The organism is Sagittula sp. NFXS13, from assembly GCF_040148795.1.
GTDB lineage: Bacteria > Pseudomonadota > Alphaproteobacteria > Rhodobacterales > Rhodobacteraceae > Sagittula > Sagittula marina.
In genome coordinates, this window is record NZ_JAGEMH010000001.1 from 179,296 (window position 1) to 199,007 (window position 19,712).

General features: G+C 59.7%; 15 protein-coding genes and 1 pseudogene. 4 read left to right on the forward strand and 12 right to left on the reverse strand.

Annotated elements, in window-relative coordinates:
* The first annotated feature begins 182 nt into the window (after positions 1 to 182).
* The gene (locus tag J4E08_RS00845) at positions 183 to 866 is read left to right on the forward strand and encodes a molecular chaperone DjiA (RefSeq protein ID WP_183965413.1); all 684 of its coding nucleotides are present in this window, start codon (positions 183 to 185) and stop codon (positions 864 to 866) included.
* Positions 867 to 1,024: 158 nt separating this feature from the next.
* Positions 1,025 to 1,384: a hypothetical protein gene (locus J4E08_RS00850; protein ID WP_349536895.1), complete on the forward strand. Its 360-nt coding sequence runs from the start codon at positions 1,025 to 1,027 to the stop codon at positions 1,382 to 1,384.
* 21 nt (positions 1,385 to 1,405) lie between these two features.
* On the opposite strand, the gene J4E08_RS00855 is transcribed toward J4E08_RS00850, so the two are convergent.
* The 10 genes and pseudogenes from J4E08_RS00855 to J4E08_RS24455 all read right to left on the reverse strand — a co-directional run.
* Positions 1,406 to 2,944, reverse strand: a complete 1,539-nt coding sequence (locus J4E08_RS00855; protein WP_349536896.1) for a Ppx/GppA family phosphatase — start codon at positions 2,942 to 2,944, stop codon at positions 1,406 to 1,408.
* 97 nt (positions 2,945 to 3,041) lie between these two features.
* On the reverse strand, positions 3,042 to 4,343 hold the full coding sequence (locus tag J4E08_RS00860) for a flagellin N-terminal helical domain-containing protein (protein ID WP_349536897.1): 1,302 nt from the start codon (positions 4,341 to 4,343) through the stop codon (positions 3,042 to 3,044).
* Positions 4,344 to 4,602: 259 nt separating this feature from the next.
* Positions 4,603 to 5,844 (reverse strand): flagellin N-terminal helical domain-containing protein, encoded by a 1,242-nt coding sequence (locus tag J4E08_RS00865; protein ID WP_349536898.1) that lies wholly within the window; start codon positions 5,842 to 5,844, stop codon positions 4,603 to 4,605.
* Between the two features lie 234 nt (positions 5,845 to 6,078).
* Positions 6,079 to 7,332 (reverse strand): flagellin N-terminal helical domain-containing protein, encoded by a 1,254-nt coding sequence (locus tag J4E08_RS00870; protein ID WP_183965403.1) that lies wholly within the window; start codon positions 7,330 to 7,332, stop codon positions 6,079 to 6,081.
* 235 nt (positions 7,333 to 7,567) lie between these two features.
* Positions 7,568 to 8,809 (reverse strand): flagellin N-terminal helical domain-containing protein, encoded by a 1,242-nt coding sequence (locus J4E08_RS00875; RefSeq protein WP_183965401.1) that lies wholly within the window; start codon positions 8,807 to 8,809, stop codon positions 7,568 to 7,570.
* A 297-nt stretch (positions 8,810 to 9,106) separates the two neighbouring features.
* Positions 9,107 to 11,326 (reverse strand): RNA degradosome polyphosphate kinase, encoded by a 2,220-nt coding sequence (locus J4E08_RS00880; protein WP_349536899.1) that lies wholly within the window; start codon positions 11,324 to 11,326, stop codon positions 9,107 to 9,109.
* Between the two features lie 100 nt (positions 11,327 to 11,426).
* Positions 11,427 to 12,122, reverse strand: coding sequence for an HdaA/DnaA family protein (locus tag J4E08_RS00885; protein WP_349536900.1), 696 nt, complete (start codon positions 12,120 to 12,122; stop codon positions 11,427 to 11,429).
* A complete protein-coding gene (locus J4E08_RS00890; RefSeq protein WP_183965395.1) occupies positions 12,119 to 13,195 on the reverse strand; it encodes an AI-2E family transporter in 1,077 nt (358 codons plus the stop codon). The genes J4E08_RS00885 and J4E08_RS00890 overlap by 4 nt, the downstream gene beginning before the upstream one ends.
* Before the next feature lie 106 nt (positions 13,196 to 13,301).
* Complete coding sequence (locus J4E08_RS00895; protein WP_349536901.1) at positions 13,302 to 13,874, reverse strand: pentapeptide repeat-containing protein; 573 nt, start codon at positions 13,872 to 13,874, stop codon at positions 13,302 to 13,304.
* Positions 13,840 to 14,160: pseudogene (locus J4E08_RS24455) on the reverse strand (pentapeptide repeat-containing protein); the annotation flags it as partial. The pseudogene J4E08_RS24455 and the gene J4E08_RS00895, both read right to left, overlap by 35 nt.
* 1,135 nt (positions 14,161 to 15,295) lie before the next feature.
* Between J4E08_RS24455 and proS the strand changes: the two are divergent.
* Both proS and J4E08_RS00910 read left to right on the forward strand, forming a co-directional pair.
* Entirely contained in the window at positions 15,296 to 16,645 is a 1,350-nt protein-coding gene (gene proS, locus J4E08_RS00905) for a proline--tRNA ligase (RefSeq protein WP_349536903.1), read from the forward strand.
* Between the two features lie 142 nt (positions 16,646 to 16,787).
* Positions 16,788 to 17,303, forward strand: coding sequence for a DUF2937 family protein (locus tag J4E08_RS00910; RefSeq protein WP_349536904.1), 516 nt, complete (start codon positions 16,788 to 16,790; stop codon positions 17,301 to 17,303).
* 4 nt (positions 17,304 to 17,307) lie between these two features.
* Here the strand turns inward: J4E08_RS00910 and glmM are convergent, their stop codons facing one another.
* The gene (glmM, locus tag J4E08_RS00915) at positions 17,308 to 18,663 is read right to left on the reverse strand and encodes a phosphoglucosamine mutase (RefSeq protein ID WP_349536905.1); all 1,356 of its coding nucleotides are present in this window, start codon (positions 18,661 to 18,663) and stop codon (positions 17,308 to 17,310) included.
* A complete protein-coding gene (gene folP, locus J4E08_RS00920) occupies positions 18,663 to 19,673 on the reverse strand; it encodes a dihydropteroate synthase (RefSeq protein ID WP_349536906.1) in 1,011 nt (336 codons plus the stop codon). The genes glmM and folP overlap by 1 nt, the downstream gene beginning before the upstream one ends.
* Between the last annotated feature and the right edge of the window lie 39 nt (positions 19,674 to 19,712).

Consider the following 19,712-nt stretch of genomic DNA (forward strand, 5'->3'; position numbering starts at 1 on the left):
GTCCGCAGTGGTGACACTCACGGTGGTGTACACATGATGAGGGGATCGTTTCTGGCACAGATCCAGCTTCCTCACTTGGGGGCAAGGTCGTGCGCTGCTCGGATCTGGTGTTTTTGCAAAAATTACCGTGAATGCGTTTCGATTTACCTGACAGGTTTTCTGCAGTGCGGTATATTGGAAAGATGTCGATTTGGTCCCGCATAACGCAGGCGCTGTCAGCGCTGACCTCTGGCGAAGGGCTGAATCAGCTCTTCGAACGGATGCGCACGCCGCCTGAGCGGTCTGTGGGCTTTACCATCGCCGTAATCGCCTTGTCCGCCAAGATGGCGAAGGCCGATGGCTTGGTCACACGGGATGAGGTTACGGCCTTCCGCGAGGTCTTTGTCATCGCGCCGGAGGATGAGAAAGACGCTGCGCGCGTCTTTAACCTCGCACGGCAGGATGTGGCTGGGTTCGAAGAATATGCGCGTCGCATTCGCACGATGTTTTCCTCTGACATGGGGACCCTGTGTGATCTGATGGAAGGGCTGTTCCACATCGCTTTGGCTGATGGGGATTATCATCCGGCGGAAGATGCGTTTCTCGAGCGGGTTTCTGAACTGTTCGGGATGGAGGAAAAGCGGTTCCGCGCCTTGCGCGCGCGCTTCGTTCCCGATGCGCAGCCTGATCCATATGGGGTTCTCGGCGTGGAGCCTGACATGCCCTTGCCAGAGATACGGCGTCATTGGCGGCAGCTTGTGCGCGATAGCCATCCAGATGTGATGATGGCGCGCGGATTGCCCGAGGAAGGGGTGCGGCTCGCAGAACGTCGCATGGCTGACATCAATCAAGCGTGGGAAGAAATCTCTGCCCGCGAAACTGCCTGATAGCGCAATTACATGCTCAGCCGACTTCAGCGGCCGCTGGAGGGCGCTTTGGTCTCGCACTATCTTCGCCTTCCACTTTCGTGGAGTGATGAGCTTCTTTTTGTCAGTATCTGGAAGAACGCCTTGGCATGGACGCAGGGCATGCATATCCTACAAGCATGACACGTTTCGCAGCCTTTCTAGCGCTCATACTTCTCGCTCTGCCTGTTGCGGCGCAAGAGGAGGAAGATGGATTCAACCTGATGGAAGAAGGCGCGCGTCAGTTCTTTGAGGGCCTCATGACGGAGGTGGAACCGACGTTGGAGGAGTTGCAGCGCACCATGCGCGAAGTTGGTCCTCAGATGCAGGATTTTCTGGTGGAGATGGGGCCAGCGCTTAAAGGCATCCTCGAAAAGGTGGACGATTGGGCCGTCTATGAGGCACCGGAAATGCTGGAGAATGGCGACATCATCATCCGTCGCAAAGAACCTCTTGAGCCGGATGTCGAAGACGCTGGGCCCGAGGAAATCGAGCTGTAAGCTTGGCGGCCAATATCTGGATCAGCCTGCCTCAACGCCAAAATCCTCGGCCCCTAGCGCCTGCGCCAACGACTTGAATCGGGATCTGGCGACCTCGCCGTAAAGGTCCATCATGTCCGGGTCCAAGGTCAGCGCAAGCCGTGTGCCGTCCCAGGACAATCGCGCGTGTCCGGCGCTCGCTTCCAGTGTCCAAAGCATTGCGCCAAAGCGCATGGCCTTTCCCAGCACCTCTGCCTCTTGCTGATGGGCGTCGTCTAGCAGGGAATACATGTCCTCGAACCGGGTGCCTTCACGCTTGTTTTTGTAGCGGTGCAACAGTGCCAATCCAAGATAGACGCGTTCCCAGTGCTTTAGCCCGCCCAGGTTGGCGCGGGTGGCATTGTCGAAACAGGTCTCTGCCCGGTAATCCGGGTGCGCACGCCAAGACACATCATGCAGCCGGCAGGCCGCGTGGATCAGCCGTCGCCGCGCGTCCGATGCATCGGGAAACAGTGGCAAAACGAAATGATATAGCTGGCGACCAAAGCCCGGCAGGCGGGCATCCTTTGCTTCGGCAAAGCGGCATGCTTCGATCAGAGGATCACGATCCCGCAGCATTTGAGGCATCTGTTCATAAAGCAACCCTTCACGGATGCCATAGCTGGAAATTGCAATATCGGAGGGCTCGAAACAATTTACCACGCCTTCCAGAACTTCGGCTGCGAACGGGACCAGCGCCATCCGGGTAGAGGATACACCTGCTGCTTTTCTCACCGAATCGTGATCTTCGTTTTCGAGAAATTTGATCGTTTCACTGACGCTATCGGCATCCATTCGATATTCATGCAGCACATGCAGCGGGTAGTCGCGGCGCAGCATGTCAATCCGTGCAATGGCGCGCCAACTGCCGCCCACAAGGAACAGTCGATCGCGCTGCGTGCCCATATAAGCCGCAAGGGCTTTCAGCTCGTGCTTGATGTGCTTCTCGCGCGCTTTGCGCCCGCCGGAAATATCCATCAGCTTATAGGGACCAAGCGCCGAGGTCATACGACGGCCAACCTGACCTTCTCCGATCTCGGCCAGCTCCATAGACGATCCACCAATATCGCAGACGAGACCGTAAGAGCCAGGCCAGCCCAAAAGCACACCCTGGGCCGACAGTCGTGCCTCCTCGGCGCCGTCGATGACATGGATTTTCAGGCCGGTCTCGGCCTCCACACTGGCGCGGAATTCTGGACCATCTTCAGCGTCGCGCATGGCGGCGGTGGCCACAACCGACAGGTCCGACAGTTCCATGCCTTCGGCCAGCAGTTTGAACCGGCGCATGGCGACCATGGCTCGTTCGCGTCCCTCGGGGTTCAGTCGCCCGGTCTGGTTCATCCCTTCGCCGAGGCCGCACATGATCTTTTCGTTAAAGAAATACGCCGGACTGCGGGCCGCGCCGTCGAAGACGACCATGCGGACCGAGTTGGACCCCATGTCCACCACACCGACGCGGCTCAGCGCGCGCGCCTGCGGATCGTCGAACAATGGACGCCCAAACGCATCCCAGTGACCATGGCTGTCGTCGTGACTGTTCATGTCGCGCACTCCCCGTTACCGCTCTCCTATGTGGGTGGGGCAGGGTGGTCAAGAAATGTCCGCCCCTACCAAAGCGTTAACTTTCGTGCCGGGGAATTTACTGGAACAGCCGGAGCAAGTATTGGGGGGCCTGGTTCGCGATGGACAAGGAAATAACGGAAAGCTGCTGCTGCACCTGTAGCGCCTGAAGCTGGGCCGCAGCTTCCTCCATGTTTGCATCGATCAGAGTGCCGATCCCCGATTTCAGGGAACTGCTGAGGCCGGAGATGAAATCGTGCTGTGTTTCCAGACGCATCTCCGCGGAACCAAAAGCCGCAGCCGCGTCGATGGAAGTGCTCAGCAGTCCGTCGATGGCGGCCAGCGCCGCATCGCCGCCCTTTTGTGTTGTGACGTCGATACTGTCCACATATTCAAGTCCTCCGCCGATGGTGGTCGTGGCATCAGCGGCAAATTTGTCGATCTGGATAGAAAAATCATTTCCCGCGCCCGTGGCTCCCGTGATGGTCAGTTCGTTTCCGCTGAAAGATGCCTGAATCGATCCGGCAGCTGTCTGCCCCATATTGCCGACGACATATTGGTTGAAGGACAGTGCCAAACCGCGCGTTACATCCGCCATTGTGTCGCCGTCGCGTGCGACGTAGCGAATTTCACGCGCGGCTGTGGTGTTTGCGGGCGCATCTCCCGTTGTGGCGGAAATCTGTATGGCGAATGCGTCTCCCGCCGCGAGCCGGTCACCTGAGCCGGTGCCGAAAGTCGTTGTGGCGGTGTTTGGCGTTGCCGCCCCACCTATGGCGAAGGTCGCGCCGTCGCCATTGCCCGCAATGTCGTTCGTGGTGACCGCTTCTGCCGACAGGCCCCCACCGATCTGCGAGAACTCCATGCTCAGATCTTGTTTCCAGACATCAATGTCAGATGCACGTACCCTGCCGTTCGACGAACGGTCGAGAGAGGCGAGAATGCTGATATCTCCGCTGCCGGCGGGGCGCTCCCGATTGCTTAAAAGATTTAATCCGTTGAACTGAGACGCGCCCACAGTACTGCGGAGCTGCTGCTTGAGCGCCTCAATGTCGGTCTGGATTTTGGCGCGATCAACATTTTCCTCCTGCGCCGCAATGATTTTTTCCTTCATTTGCGTGAGAAGGTCGGTCACAGTCTCTGCACCCTTCCGGGCCACGGCAACAGTGGACTGACCAAGATTCAGGCTGTCACTGATACGTGCGAACCCAGCCACGTCAGTTTCCATCGTCTTGGCGATTGCCCAAACGGCAGGGTTGTGTTTCGCAGAGTTGATGCGTTTCCCGGTGGAGATCATCTCCCTCGTGTCGGACAGCTGCCGATTGATTGCCTTCAAGGTGCGCAGCGCTGTCATCGCGCCGGAATTTGTTAGAATGCTGGACATATGCACACAAACCCTTGTTGTCGGACACCCGTCTCACCGGCTTTTGGCCGTGGGGGGCTTCTGCTTATGCGGGTTGGCTGACGGCCGTCTCGCGCCACTTCGGGTGAGTGCCTCGTCACGATAGAGGATAGAGGTAAACCTGACGCTAAGGTTTGTAACCACGTGGGGTACTTACTCATTAAAAATGGCCCGCTGAGGATGCGGGCCATTTTGGTTTTGCGTAATAAACTGGACGTCCCTCAGGGGCGTCCGCTCTGCGTTAGCGGAAGAGCGACAGCAGCGACTGCGGCGCCTGGTTCGCGATGGAAAGTGCCTGAACTGCAAGCTGCTGCTGGACCTGAAGGGCCTGCAATTTGGCGGAGGTTTCTTCCATATCGGCGTCCACAAGTGTGCCGATCCCGGATTTCAGCGCGTCTGTCAGGCCTGATACGAAGTCAGACTGTGTTTCCAGACGCATCTGGGAGGAACCAAAGGCGGCAGCCGAGTCAATGGCGATATCGATCAGGCCATCGATGGCGGCCAGCGCGGCATCTGCACCAGCTTGCGAAGTCACGTCGATATCGTTCAGGTAGTCCAAGCGTCCACCGACATCACCATCGTCCTCAGATCCGTCCAAGGCCGCCTGTTGGAATTCGGCAGCCGCAACAGTGATCGTTGCACCGGTGTTGTTGGTCATCTGGATTTCGCCAGCTGTGCTGGTTTGAGCGAAGGAAACATCAACGCCATCTTCAGCCGCTTGCGCGTTCATTTTCAGAACAAGGCCGGCAGTCACATCTTCCAGCGTGTCGCCTTCGCGAGCAACGTAGGCAACATCTTCTGAGAGCGCGATGCCGCCGCCGCTGGTGAACTGATATGTATTGCCTGCCGTCAAGCCGCCTGCGGTGTCCTCGACAAAGGCTGCGACGGTTGACGTCGCACCATCCGCCACGCCCCCTGTTGTTGTTGAATCGACAGAGACAGACCCGGCAGTCAAGGCCTTGGTGCTAAGATCCTGCTTGGATACGTTGATGTCGGTGGAGGTCACGATGCCGTTGGACGAACGGTCGATCGAGGCCAGAATATTGATGGAACCAGAGTCTGATGTGGTGTCCTGATGGTCCAGCATATACTGGCCGTTGAATTGCGATGCGTTGACAACGGCAGACACCTGATCACGGAGTGCGACGATGTCCGTCTGGATTTTGGCGCGGTCGACGTTCTCTTCCTGCGCTGCGATGACCTTTTCTTTCACTTGCGTGAGCAGGTCGGTGACCGTTTCCGCCCCTTTGCGGGCCACGTCGATGGTTGCCTGACCAAGAGACAAAGATTCAGAGATTTTCTTGAAACCGGCGACATCAGATTCCATGGCGGTGGAAATCGCCCAGACAGCAGCGTTGCTCTTGGCATTGTCCACACGTTTTCCGGTGGAGATCATGTTCTGAGTGCTGCCAAGGTCACGGTTGACCATTTTCAGGGACTGGAGTGCGGTCATTGCGCCGGTGTTGGTGAGAATGCTGGACATTTTGGTCGCTTTCTATGCTTTGGCGTTTTTACGCCGGGGGTTCACGCCGCAATTGCGGCTTCGGAAAGCGTCGTTCTGACACGTGCAGGTCGCGCATTGGCCTGCGAACCAACCGCCCTTACGGGCCGGATGGGGATCCCCGCCTCATTCGAGGCGAGGAGGAGCCTTCGGGCGTGGTCACATCGAATGAGTTCCTCATTCAGTAATGCCCGGTCCTAAGGTTGCTTCAGAATATTAGCGGAAGAGCGAGAGCAGAGACTGCGGCGCCTGGTTCGCGATGGACAGGGCCTGAACCGCCAACTGCTGTTGAACCTGAAGTGCCTGCAGCTTGGCCGATGTCTCTTCCATATCCGCATCCACAAGGGTACCGATGCCTGACTTCAGCGCGTCGGTCAGACCGGACACAAAGTCGGATTGGCTTTCGATACGCATCTGAGATGAGCCAAATGCCGCTGCGGAGTCGATTGCAATGTCGATCAGACCGTCGATGACTGCCAGCGCGGAGTCCGCACCGGACTGGGTGGTCACATCGAGATTTGCGAGCTCTTCGAGGCGGCCACCGATGGTGCCGTTGTTCTCGGTCGAGTCGAGCGCGGACTGCTGGAAGTCACCTGCGACAACAGCAATGGCTGCAGTGCCATCGTTTGTCATGTCGATCGTACCAGCGGTCGTGCCTTGCGAGAAGCTGATGGTCAAACCGTCTTCGCTGGCTTGTTTGTTCAGCTTGATGACCAGACCGGCGGTGATATCTCCCAGATCGTCGCCTTCGCGCGCTACGTATGCAACATCCGCCGTAAGCCCGGACGCACCACCTGTCGTGAACTGGTACGTCTGGCCAGCGCCAATTGCACCGGTGTCATCCCCAGAAGTGTTGTTTGCGAAGGTCACAACGGTTGCCGTTGCGCCTGCGGCCACGGAGCCAGCGGTACCACGGTCGACGGAGACTGTACCCGCAGCGGATGTCCCGGTTCCGAGGTCTTCCTTGGACACGTTGATGTCGGTGGAGGTCACGATGCCGTTCGACGCACGGTCAATGGACGCCAGTACGTTGATTGAGCCGGAGTTATCTGTCGAGCTGGTGTGGTCCAGCATATACTGGCCGTTGAATTGCGATGCGTTGACAACGGCAGACACCTGATCGCGGAGTGCGACGATGTCCGTCTGGATCTTGGCGCGGTCGACGTTCTCTTCCTGAGCCGCGACAACTTTTTCTTTTACCTGGGTGAGAAGGTCGGTGACTGTCTCTGCACCTTTTCGTGCCACGTCGATAGTTGCCTGACCGAGAGAAAGAGATTCAGAGATCTTCTTGAAACCGGCCACATCGGATTCCATGGCAGTGGAAATCGCCCAGACAGCGGCGTTGCTTTTTGCGTTGTCGACCTTTTTACCGGTCGAAATCATGTTCTGGGTGCTGCCCAAGTCACGATTGACCATCTTCAAGGTTTGCAGCGCAGATGTTGCGCCCGGATTTGTAAGAATACTGGACATTTTGGTCGCTTTCTTAGTTTGGCGTTTTTACGCCGGGTGAGTGCCGCATACACGGCTTCGAAAGCGTCGTTCTGACACGTGCAGGTCCTTCATCGGCCTGCGAACCGCCCGCGTTCGCGAGAGGATCCGTTTCCTCCGTCCCACATCGGGTGGGGCAGAGGGGCGTCCCCGGGGTTCATCAATCTTGCGGAATTTTTCTCGCAAGGGAGACGCCGCCCGGGGGCGCCTCATTGGGTTAGCGGAAGAGACCCAGCAGGGACTGCGGCGCGCTATTGGCGATGGACATCGCCTGAATGCCCAGCTGCTGCTGGACCTGCAGCGCTTGCAGACGTGCGGAGGTTTCTTCCATATCGGCGTCGACAAGAGTGCCGATGCCGGATTTCAGAGCGTCGGTCAGGCCGGACACAAAGTCGGCTTGAGTTTCGAGGCGCATCTCGGAGGAACCGAATGCGGCTGCCGAGTCGATGGCAACTTCGATCAAACCGTCGATCACTGCCAGAGCAGAGTCTGTACCCGCCTGTGTCGAAACGTCCATGGATGCCAGCACTTCGAGGCGACCGCCAATGCCGCCGTCGTCTTCGGACCCATCAAGAGCGGCTTGCTGGAATTCACCGGCGGCCACGGCAATGTCGGCGTCTGTGTTGTTGGTCATGGAGATCGTACCAACGCCGGTATCGCTTTGCGAGAAGGTCACGTCCAACCCATCGGCAGCCGCTTGTTCGTTCAGCTTCATCACCAGGCCGTTGGTGACGTCTTCCAGAGTGTCACCTTCGCGTGCCACATAGGCCACATCCTCGCTCAGGGCCAGGTTGCCGCCAGACGTGAACTGGTAGGTATTGCCAGTTGTCAGGCCGCCTGCAGTGTCTTCGACGAAGGTCGCCACGTCGTTAGACTCGCCCGCGACCACCGTGTTGCCCAGCGAAGCGTCCACCGAGACGGAGCCTGCAGTGGCTGCGCCTTGGCTCAGATCTTCCTTGGACACGCGAATGTCGGAGGAGGACACGCCAGAGAACGAACGGTCGAGGGAGGCCAGAACGTTGATACCACCGGAATCTTCGGCCGTGCCGGTGTTCTCGAGCATGTACTGGCCGTTGAACTGAGAGGCGCCAACAACGGCAGTGATCTGATCGCGCAGAGCAGCAATGTCCGTCTGGATCTTGGCCCGGTCAACGTTCTCTTCCTGAGCGGAGACAACCTTTTCCTTCACTTGGGTGAGCAGGTCCGCAACGGTTTCAGCACCCTGACGGGCGACGGACACGGTGGCCTGACCGAGAGAAAGCGACTCGGAGACTTTCTTGAAGCCTGCGACGTCGGATTCCATCGCGGTGGAAATGGCCCATACGGCGGCGTTGTCCTTGGAGGAGTTCACACGCTTGCCGGTGGAAATCTGCTCCTGGACGTTGCCCATAGACTTGTTGATGTTCTTGAGCGTTTGAAGCGCAGCTGTTGCGCCGTTGTTGGTAAGAATACTCGACATGAGTTTCGCCTTTCGGTTCTTGGCGCATTTGCGCCGGAGTGTGCCGGGCTGATCGCCTGACTTTCGAACCGTCTTTCTGACGTTACGGACCGCGTTCCATTCGAACCCGTCCGCGCCACTGGTCTGTGCAAGATGCAAACTGCACTTATGCGCTTAACCTGCGTTTAACACTTTGCGGCCCTCAAGGGGTCATTTCACGGCACGAATTGGGCAGGCTGCCACAGCCGCGCCCAAACCATGAAAAAGGCGGTAAAATTTCAAGTTACCGCCTTGTTATAAAGTGATTTTTTTGAAGGATTAGCCGCGTGTCTGCGGCTCTTCCCGGCTTGCCGGTACAGGGATTTCCTCGTTTGTGTGGGTCAGTTTCGGCACATCTTTTGCACCTGCCGACCCGCGCCCCGACAAAGACGGGTTTTCCATGAAGAACCGGTGGCAGTTGAAGGCGAATTCGCCCTCCGGCACCGGGTGACGCATGAATTGGCCCGAGGGTTCCATTACCCAGCTTTGTGCCGTGTCTGCCAGATTCGCGGCCATGACCTGACTGACGATCTGGGCCTTGACCGTCGCATTCATGATTTCGACCCCGGTTTCGATGCGCCGGTTCAGGTTGCGCCCCATCCAGTCTGCGGAGGAGATGAAGACCCGTGCCTTGCCATGCGGCAGTCCGTGACCATTGCCAAAACAGGCAATGCGCGAATGTTCCAGAAAGCGGCCGATGATGCTCTTGACGCGAATGTTCTCGGAAAGCCCCTTGATGCCCGGCCTCAGGCCACAGATGCCACGAATGACACAGTCGACCTTCACGCCGCCCTGGCTGGCGCGATACAGCGCATCGATCATGTCCGGCTCGATCAGAGAATTCATCTTGATCCAGATATGCGCGGGTTTGCCAGCCTTGGCGTGGGCGATCTCCTTGTCGATCATCTCGATCATGCCGGACTTCAGGGAGTGGGGCGAAATATAGAGGTTCTCCAGCCCCTCTGGCATGGCGTAGCCGCTGAGATAGTTAAAGATCTTCGCCGCGTCGCGCCCCAGCGCGGCATCACATGTAAAGAAGGACAGGTCGGTGTAGATCTTTGCCGTGATCGGGTGGTAATTGCCGGTGCCCCAATGGGTGTAGGTCACCAGCTTGTCGCCCTCGCGGCGCACCACCTGACTGATCTTGGCGTGGGTTTTCCAGTCTAGAAAACCATAGACCACATGCGCACCAGACCGTTCCAGCCGCCGTGACTGGCGAATGTTGGCGGCCTCATCAAACCGCGCTTTCAGCTCCACCAATGCGGTGACGGATTTGCCTTCTTCCGCGGCCTCACACAACGCCTCGACAATCGGGGAGTTCTTGGACGTACGATACAGCGTCTGTTTGATCGCGACCACGTTGGGGTCCAAAGCCGCCTGATTAAGGAAGCGCACCACCATGTCAAAGGTCTCGTAGGGGTGGTGCAGCAGCATATCCTTTTGCTTGATCGCGTCGAACATGTTGCCGTCGTGGTCTTGTACGCGCTCCGGCACACGCGGAGTAAAGACCGGCCACATCAAATCAGGGCGCGCGTCAATCACCAGCTCCTTGGTGTCCGCGGCGCCGATCATCCCTTCGAGTTCGATGACTTCGTCGGCATCCACATGAAGTTCCCGCATGACGATATCGCGAAGGCTCTTGGGCGCCCCGGCAGAGACGGTGAGACGGACGACTTCGCCACGGCGACGGCGTTTCAGGGCGACCTCAAATTCGCGCACGAGATCTTCGGCCTCTTCCTCGACTTCCAAATCGCTGTCGCGCAAAACGCGAAAGCCAAAGTGATCCTTGGATTTATAGCCGGGAAACAGCGAGTTGATGTGCAAAAGCACCACGTCTTCGAGCAGGATCAGACGGTGTGTCCCTTCCTCGGAGGGCAACCGCATAAAGCGGTCGATCTGCGCCGGGATCGGCAGTAGCGCCTGAAGCGGGCGTTTGTCGCGGTTGCGCTCCAACTGCAAGGCAAGGCAGTAGCCCATGTTCGCGATAAAGGGGAAGGGGTGCGCCGGGTCGATTGCCAAGGGCGATAGAACCGGGAACACCTGATTCAGGAATGCCTCGTTCAGATGCGCACGGTCCGCTTCCGTGAGATCGTCCCGCGTGACCACGTGAATGCCTGTTTCCGCCATGCGTGATTTCAGCACGCCCAGAACGCGCTGCTGTTCCGACATCAGGCGGCGTGCATCTTCGTCGATCAGCACCAGCTGTTCTGCAGGGGTCAGCCCATCGGCAGCTGGTGTGGTGTTGCCATTGTGTGCAAGCTCCCGAAGACCCGCCACGCGGACTGTGTAGAACTCGTCGAGGTTCGCCGCAGAAATCGACAGAAAGCGCACCCGTTCCAGGAGCGGTACACGGAGGTTTTCGGCCTCCTCCAGCACACGCCAGTTGAAGCCCAGCCAGCTGAGCTCACGGTTATAAAAGCGCCCCGGCCCGGTCAGGTTCAGATCCGGAAATTCGGTGGCGGGCGACAGCGGGCTTTTGAGGAAATCTGCGATGGTCATGAGCGGCTTATGCCTATGGGTTTGCAAAACATTTATGACAATTCATGTCACCCACCGTGATATAGCGTCCGCTTGGAAAAAGCTACGATTTGGGCAGGTGTCATCGACCGTTGCGGGCCGCCAACCAACGCGTCAGCACCTCGGATGCCATATTCCGCGTCACTTTCCGCTTATGAGCCAGGCTCGCCTCGTCTAGGGCGGCGACAATCTCTCGCGCGGCGGCGTGGCTGCGGGGCATGTGACGGGTCAGATAGGTCAACACCTCCGGCGCGGGCATCTGCTGGCGGTCGGCGAAGAGCTTCATGAGCATGGCGCTTAGCAGCGCGTCGTCCGGTGCGCCAAGGCGAGCCACCTGAGCGCCCATCATGCGGCTTTTCAGATCGGGGAGGATCAGCGGCCAATGCGTCGGCTCTCGGGTTGCGGTGAACAGCAGTGAATGCCCCTGCGCCAGAACGAGATTGTGCAAGTGGAACAGGGCTGCTTCAGCGTCACGCTGTCCTGCAACCGCTTCGATGTCTTCGACACAAACAGGGGACCGCGCTAAAGCGGGCACGACGCCCTCGGTGATCGCCCCGGCGGATACGATCTGCGCCTTGGCCAATCGTGCCCAGACGTGAGCCAGGTGCGTTTTGCCTGCACCGGACGGTCCACACAGCACCATCTTTCGCGTAGGCCAGTCCTGCCACCCCTCGACGAGGGCAACGGCCATGGCATTGGCCTCGCTCACAAAGAATTCTTCCCGCCCCAGCGCCTCACGGGCGGGCAGGGGCAGGGGCAATTGCTCTGGCGTGTTCATTTCTCTACGCCGTCCCGTTCGGCGGAATACCCAAGATAGAGTTTCGAGCCTTTGTATTGCTGCCCGAGGAAACGCACGATCACCCCCAGCGCCGCCGCCAGCGGCACGGCCACCAGCAGGCCGATAAATCCGAACAGCGCGCCAAACACCGACAGGGCCAACAGCAGCCAGACAGGATGCAGACCAACGGAATCGCCCACGAGCCGCGGCGTGATGACGTTGCCCTCAAGGAATTGACCAGACTGGAAAATCGCCCATACGGCCACGATCCACCACCATTCGCCCCAGAACTGGAACAGCGCCAGGCCGATCGCCAGTCCCCCGCCGACGATCGCACCCACATATGGGATAAAGGTCAGCATGCCCGCCGCGACCCCGACCACCAGGCCGAATTGCAGACCCACAAGCCACAAGAGCACGGCATAATAGGTGCCCAAGATGACCATCACCGACCCCATTCCCCGGATGAATCCCGCCAGCACGCCGTCTATCTCGCGGGCGAGATGACGGATGGTCTCCTTGTGGTCCAGCGGAACAAGGTCGTCGACCTTGGCCGTCATCCTGTCCCAGTCGAGCAGCATGTAGACGGTGACCACAGGGACGATCAGGAACAACATCAGGATATTGAGCAGCGATCCGACCGAGGTCAGCGCGGTCTCCACCACGGTGCCGCCCTTTTGCTTGATGGTGTCGCCGATGGAGGCCAGCGCCGAATGCAGGGCACCGCCTTCGCTCATCAGGGTTGGGAATTTCTCTGTCAGGAAGGCGCGCAGATCAAGGAACAGCTCTGGCGCGATGGAGAAAAGCTGTGTCAGCTGATCCACCAGCATGCGCGCGGCCGGCAGCAGCACCACGATGAAAAGCACGATACAGGCAATTGTAATGGTGGCCGTCGCGGCGGCGCGGCTGAATCCCCATTTTTCCAGCCTGTCAGCCACCGGGTCGAGCGCATAGGCGATGGCGCTGCCCAGCACGAAGGGCAGCAGCACGTCGCCCAAGAACCACAAAACGACCGCGAAGATCGCAAAGGCGATCCCCCAGTACTTGAGTTGTTGCCGTACCGGCAGAGCCATGCGCGTTCTCCTGTTCGCTCCCTTTTTCGCCCGTGCAGCATGGTAAGGCAAGGGGGGAGACGCGATACACACGAGTGACGACATTACGCTGTGTGCCGCTTTGAGATCAGGGCTCGGGAGGGCGGTACGCGTCTGGGTTTTCTTGCCATTTGCGCCATTCGCTTTCGAAGTCAAACAGGTCGAGTTCGTGCTTGGGCCAGTGGTCGGGGCGGCTGAGAGGGCCAGTGGCGGTTTCGTCGAGGTCGGTCACGCTGGCATCCCCGAAGGTTGCGTTGATCTGCTCTTGCGTCATGTGCCAATTTTCCAATGACATGTCTCTCAGCTTTGCACCTCTGAGAGCAGCGGTGCCGAGAGAACCGACGCCCTCCAACCGCGCTCCTTCGAGGTCCGCCCCCTCCAACCGCGCATCTGCGAGGTCCGCCCCCTGCAAACGAACCCATTCGAGGAACGCCCCCTCCAGCCGCGCCTCTCGGAGGATCGCTCCGTCCAACTGCGCTCCCCATAGGATTGCCCCCTGTAACCGCGCATTCGCTAGGTACGCTCCGTCCAACCGCGCCTGCCAGAGGAGCGCGCCCTCCAACCGCGCATTCGCTAGGTCCGTCCCCTCCAACCGCGCCTTTCCTAGGTACGCCCCCCTCCAACCGTGCCCTTCCGAGGTTCGCCCCTTCCAACCGTACACTTCCGAGGCTCGCCCCCTGCAACCGCGCCCTTCCGAGGCTCGCCCCCTGTAACCGCGACGCTCCGAGGTTCGCCCCCTCTAACCGTACCCTTCCGAAGTTCGCCCCTTCCAACCGAGTTTCGGTGAGCAGGCAGCCAGAGAGGTCGCGGGATGAGAGGTCGTGGCGTTGCAGGTTGGTGTGGCGCAAGTCCGGTCGATAGCCTTTGAAGTCTTCGAGCGATGTTTTCCATGCATTCAGTTTGGATGTGAAGGCGTCGAGGGTTTCTTTATCAAGCGCTTTGTCCATGTCCCGCTCGGGCAATTCCGGGCACGGTGTATCAAAGACGCACTCCGCGTCGGGCGCGGCTTTCGGGCCCCAGCGGGCTTCGATGCGTTTTTGCTCTGGTGTGCGGCGGCCGATAATGTGGACGGCGAGGGCGATATCTTCGCGAGGTTTGGGGAGGGTTTGCGCCCAGATCCAAGCTTTGGCGTGGAGTTTTTTCGCGGTTCTTCCGAAGCGTATCTCGCGTTCTTCCAGATGCACAGTTCTTTCCTCTTCCGTCGCATCATCCTTCAGTGGTTTCCAATCTGGTTCGGGAAAGTCATGCGCGTCGCGTGCAGGCGCGTTTTCGCGGACGTAGGCGCAGATGATCTCCATCACGCGGACATGGTCGCGGCCTTTGTCATAGGCGGTGCTGTCCTGTTCGATGCGTTCGAGAGAGAGGAGGCCGCCGATTCGGACTTCTATATTGGGGCGGGATTCTTCGACACCGTCGCGCTTGACCGTTTTTTCCGCGCCCAAGTGCTCCACGGCCTTGGAGATGCGGTCGGTCATGTGACCTTGTTCGGATATGCGGGTCTGGCGTTCGGTGGTCCAGACGCGGATCAGGGCGAGTGGGGCGGAGATGAGGGCACCCAGCGAGGTGATCAGGCCGACGAAGGCGAGCACGTGCCAGCGCAGTTCCTTGCCAAGAGATACTGGATCGAAGGTTGCTATGATGGCGATGACGGCGGTCAGGATGAAGGCGAAGAGCGGTATGCCCACCAAGGCCAGTATCCATGCCAGTACGCGCAGCCCGGAGAGGGTTTCCGGCTCCGGTTCGGCCATCTTTAACGCCCGGTGGCGGTAAGTTTGGTAGAGCGGGACGGAGGCGCCGGTGAAGACAACCGCTATGAGCAGGGTGAGGAGGACGGGGGCAGAGGCGAGGTCAAGAAGCTGCGCGATGTTTTCACCAATGGTTGCGCGGGGCAGCCTTGGCGTTTCCTGGCCGAAGGGAAGGGGAAGGGGGTCGGTCTGGTCGGCCATCGCGGTTCCACGTTGAATCTCTATGTATGCGCCGCCACCATGGCTTGTCTGCACAGCCGGGGGAAGGGGAGGAGGCTTGCCAAGCTTGGCCACATCCCCCACAACGCCGGTCAAACCGCATTCATGAGGGGTCCACATGCGCCTGTCCCGCTATTTCCTGCCCGTTCTCAAGGAGACGCCTGCCGAGGCGCAGATTGTCTCTCATCGCTACATGCTGCGCGCTGGCATGATCAAACAGGCCAGCGCCGGGATCTATTCCTGGCTGCCATTGGGCTTCAAGGTGCTGCGCAAGATCGAGGATATCATCCACGAAGAGCAGGCCCGCGCCGGTCACATTCCGATCCAGATGCCGACCATCCAGTCTGCCGATTTGTGGCGTGAGTCCGGACGCTACGACGCTTACGGCCAAGAGATGTTGCGCATCACCGACCGCCACGACCGCGACATGCTGTTCACCCCCACGGCCGAAGAACTGGTCACCGACATCTTCCGCTCTTATGTGCGCTCCTACAAGGATCTTCCGCTGACCCTGTACCAGATCCAGTGGAAATTCCGTGATGAGATCCGCCCCCGCTTTGGTGTGATGCGAGGCCGCGAGTTCTACATGAAGGACGGCTACAACTTCGACCTGACAAAAGAAGATGCGCTGCACGCTTACAACCGGCACCTCGTCAGCTATCTGCGCACCTATGAACGCATGGGCTTGCAGGCGATCCCCATGCGCGCCGATGGTGGTCCCATTGGCGGCGACTACACGCATGAATTCCTCGTGCTGGCGGACACCGGCGAATCCGAGGTCTTCTACGACAGCGAAATCACCGATCTGAAATTCGGCGAGCGCGAGATCGATTTTGACAACGTCGACCAGTGCCAAGCCGTGCTGGAAGAGTTCACCTCTCGCTACGCGCGCACCGATGAAACGCACGACGAGGCGGTCTGGGCCGATGTGCCTGCTGACCGTCAGCGCACGGCGCGTGGTATCGAAGTGGGACAGATTTTCTACTTCGGCACCAAGTATTCCGAAGCGTTGAACGCCGTGGTTCAGGATCAGACTGGCGCACAGGTGCCGGTGCACATGGGCTCGCACGGGATCGGCGTGTCGCGTCTGCTTGGCGCGATCATCGAGGCGTCGCATGACGACAAGGGCATCATCTGGCCCGAAGGCGTCACGCCCTTCCATTGCGGTATCGTCAATCTCAAACAGGGCGACGATGAGGCCGACGCAGCCTGCGAGGCGCTCTATGCCTCGCTCACCGCGCTGGGACTGGAACCGCTCTATGATGATCGCAACGAGCGGGCAGGCGGCAAGTTCGCGACAATGGACCTGATCGGTCTGCCTTGGCGCATCACGGTCGGCCCGCGCGGGCTGAAAAACGGCGTGGTGGAACTGACCTCTCGCCGCACGGGGGAAAGCGAAGAGCTGCCGCCAGAGCAGGCGGTGGCCCGTATCGCCAAGATTTACGGTGTCGCGCAAGCGCAGGGGTGATCCCGCCTCTCAGCGTTGATTTGCCGCCGTCGAGCCTTGGGCTTGGCGGCGGTTTCGTTTTGACTAGACTGTGGCGAGGGCCTTTGCCCTCCTACAACAGAGCCTCAAGAGAGGCCGACCTGAGGCACGAGAGGAAAAGGGCATGATCCTGCGCGCACTGGCGGTGGGAGCCGGGATGATGGGGGCTATCGGGGCGTCTCAATTTCCGGAGTTCTCGCAGCAATACATGCAGCGGCTCGGCGGCGCCGTGGATGAGCTGGACCGGCAGATTACCCGTTACGCGGCCGATGCAGCGGAGGCCGGCATGACCTTACCGGATTATCTTGATCGGCTGGCCAAAGAGGGGCCGCTCGCCCGAACCCAGGCGCAGAACCTGATTTCGGACATGGCCCGTTACGAGCAGTTGGCAGCAGATCTAGGGGCATTGCAGGGCGCGGGGCCGTTCATGCGGGCCAAACTGGCCACCCACTTGGGCGATGCGCAGATCTGGGCCCGGGCGCGTGAAACTTATAAGCCCGCTGTTCCAGCCACATTTGAGGGCGCGACCTTTGCCGGGACCGGGTTTGTCGCCGGATGGTTGGGTTTGACGCTCATCTTCGGGTTTCTGCGGCGGCTTGCACTGACTCTGCGACGCCCGAGCAGACGCCGCAGAGTTTAAGATCTCAGGCAGCGGTGGTCGCGACCTTTTCCACCTCTGCGACAATGCCATCGACCACTTGGGTCAGCAGCTCATTGTCTTCGCATTCTGCCATGACCCGGATCAGCGGCTCGGTGCCGGAGCGACGGATCAGCAAACGACCATGGCCGTCCAGCTTGGCTTCTGCTTCGCGGATCGCGGCTTTGACGGCGGCGTCCTCCAGCGGGGTCTGGCCAGCTCCGTAGCGCACGTTTTTCAGCATTTGCGGTACCGGATCGAAGACATGGGTCAACTCGGAGGCCGAACGCCCCGAGCGCACCATTTCTGCCAGAAACTGCAGGCCGGCCATCAGACCATCACCCGTGGTTGCGACATCCGTCATGACGATGTGGCCCGATTGCTCCCCGCCAAGGTTGAAGCCGCCAGCGCGCATGTGTTCGACCACATAGCGATCGCCCACCTTGGTGCGTTCCAGTCGCAATCCCTTGTCGGTCATGAAACGTTCAAGCCCGAGGTTCGACATCACTGTGGCCACCAGCGCGCCGCCTTTGAGCGTCTGTTGTTCAGCCATGCGTGCGGCCAGCAGGGCCATGATCTGGTCGCCGTCAGCAATTTGGCCCATTTCGTCGATCAAAAGGATGCGGTCGGCGTCACCATCAAGACAGATGCCGACGTCGGCTCCGTGCTCAAGGACAGCTTCGGCAGCCATCTTTGGGTGTGTAGAGCCACAGTCCTTGTTGATGTTCAGACCATCGGGCGACGTGCCTATGGCAATCACATCGGCACCGAGTTCCCACAGGACTTCCGGTGCGGTTCGGTAGGCCGCCCCGTTGGCGCAGTCCACGACCACCTTGATCCCATCAAGCCGCAGGCCGGCCGGTAGGGTGCCCTTGACCCGCTCCTGATAGCGGAACCGCCCGTCTTCGATACGCTTCGCACGACCAATGTTGCGTGGCTTGGCGGGTTTGACACCTTCAGCAACCATCGTCTCGATCTCTGTCTCAACGGCATCGGAAAGCTTGTACCCGTCCGGCCCGAAAAGCTTGATACCGTTGTCATCCGCCGGATTATGGCTCGCCGAGATCATGATACCCAGATCCGCGCGCATCGACGCCGTCAGCAGCCCGACCGCCGGGGTCGGGACCGGTCCAAGAAGCAGCACGTTCATACCGGTAGACGTCAGACCTGCGGTCAACGCGTTTTCGAACATGTAGCCCGACAAGCGTGTGTCCTTGCCGATCACAACGCGGTGCACGCCGCCATGTTCATTGCGGAAATAGCGTCCCACCGCAGCGCCCAACGACACGGCCATGTCTACTGTCATCGGGTGGACATTGGCGGTGCCGCGCACCCCATCTGTGCCAAATAGTTTGCGGTTCATCAAAATACTCCTGTTGAAATAGCCCGTTCCATGGCGAGTGCCTGCGCGGTTTCAGCGACGTCATGGACACGCACAACCTGTACGCCTTGCGCGGCCATGGCCTGAGCCACTGCCACCGATCCTGGCATGCGCGCGTCCGCAGGACTGGCGCCCGTGATCTTGCCGATGAAGCCTTTGCGAGAGGCGCCCACCAGCACCGGGCAGCCCAGGCCATGAAACAACGCCACATGCCGCAGCAGCGCCAGATTATGCGTCACCCGTTTGCCAAATCCGATGCCCGGATCGACGAGGATCTGGCCACGGGTCAGGCCAGCAGCCTCCAGCGTTTTCACTTGCCGTTCAAGAAAATCGTAGACGTCCAGAAGCACGTCATCATAGTGCGGATTGGCTTGCATCGTCTCGGGCTCACCAAGGGTGTGCATCACGCAAACAGGCAGCCCATTGCGCGCGCAGTAGCCCGCAAGCATCGGATCATAGGTGAAGCCGGAGACATCGTTGACCAGTCTGGCCCCAACCTGCACGGCGGCCTCGGCCACGGCAGATTTGCGCGTATCGATGGAGATCGGCATGGAAAGCTCTGACGCGATGGCGCGGATCACCGGCTCGACGCGGGCGATCTCCGCTTCGACGGGGACGGTATGAGCGCCGGGGCGGGTGCTCTCGCCACCCACGTCGATGATGTCCGCCCCGGCGGAGACCATGTCCTGCGCCAATCGTAAGGCGATGCTTGCGGATTGATAGCGCCCACCGTCCGAGAAACTGTCGGGTGTGACATTCAGAATGCCCATAACGCGGGTGCGGTTCATCTCCACTCCGGCGAGGGGAGGGCGGGACCCGGTCAGGCGCATCCGCCAGTCGTCTGGCAGCGCTTCTACGCCCAATGTGCGCGGTGTCTGACCGCGGACATGAGCCACCACCTGCGTAAACCATCCTGCCCCACCGGCCAGCATCAGGGCATCGTCGGGACGGGGCAGGTCAAAGCGGACAAGGGGCCTGTAGTATGTCATCATACCGTTTCCCTGACCCATTCGCCTCGGTTCTTCAAGTGT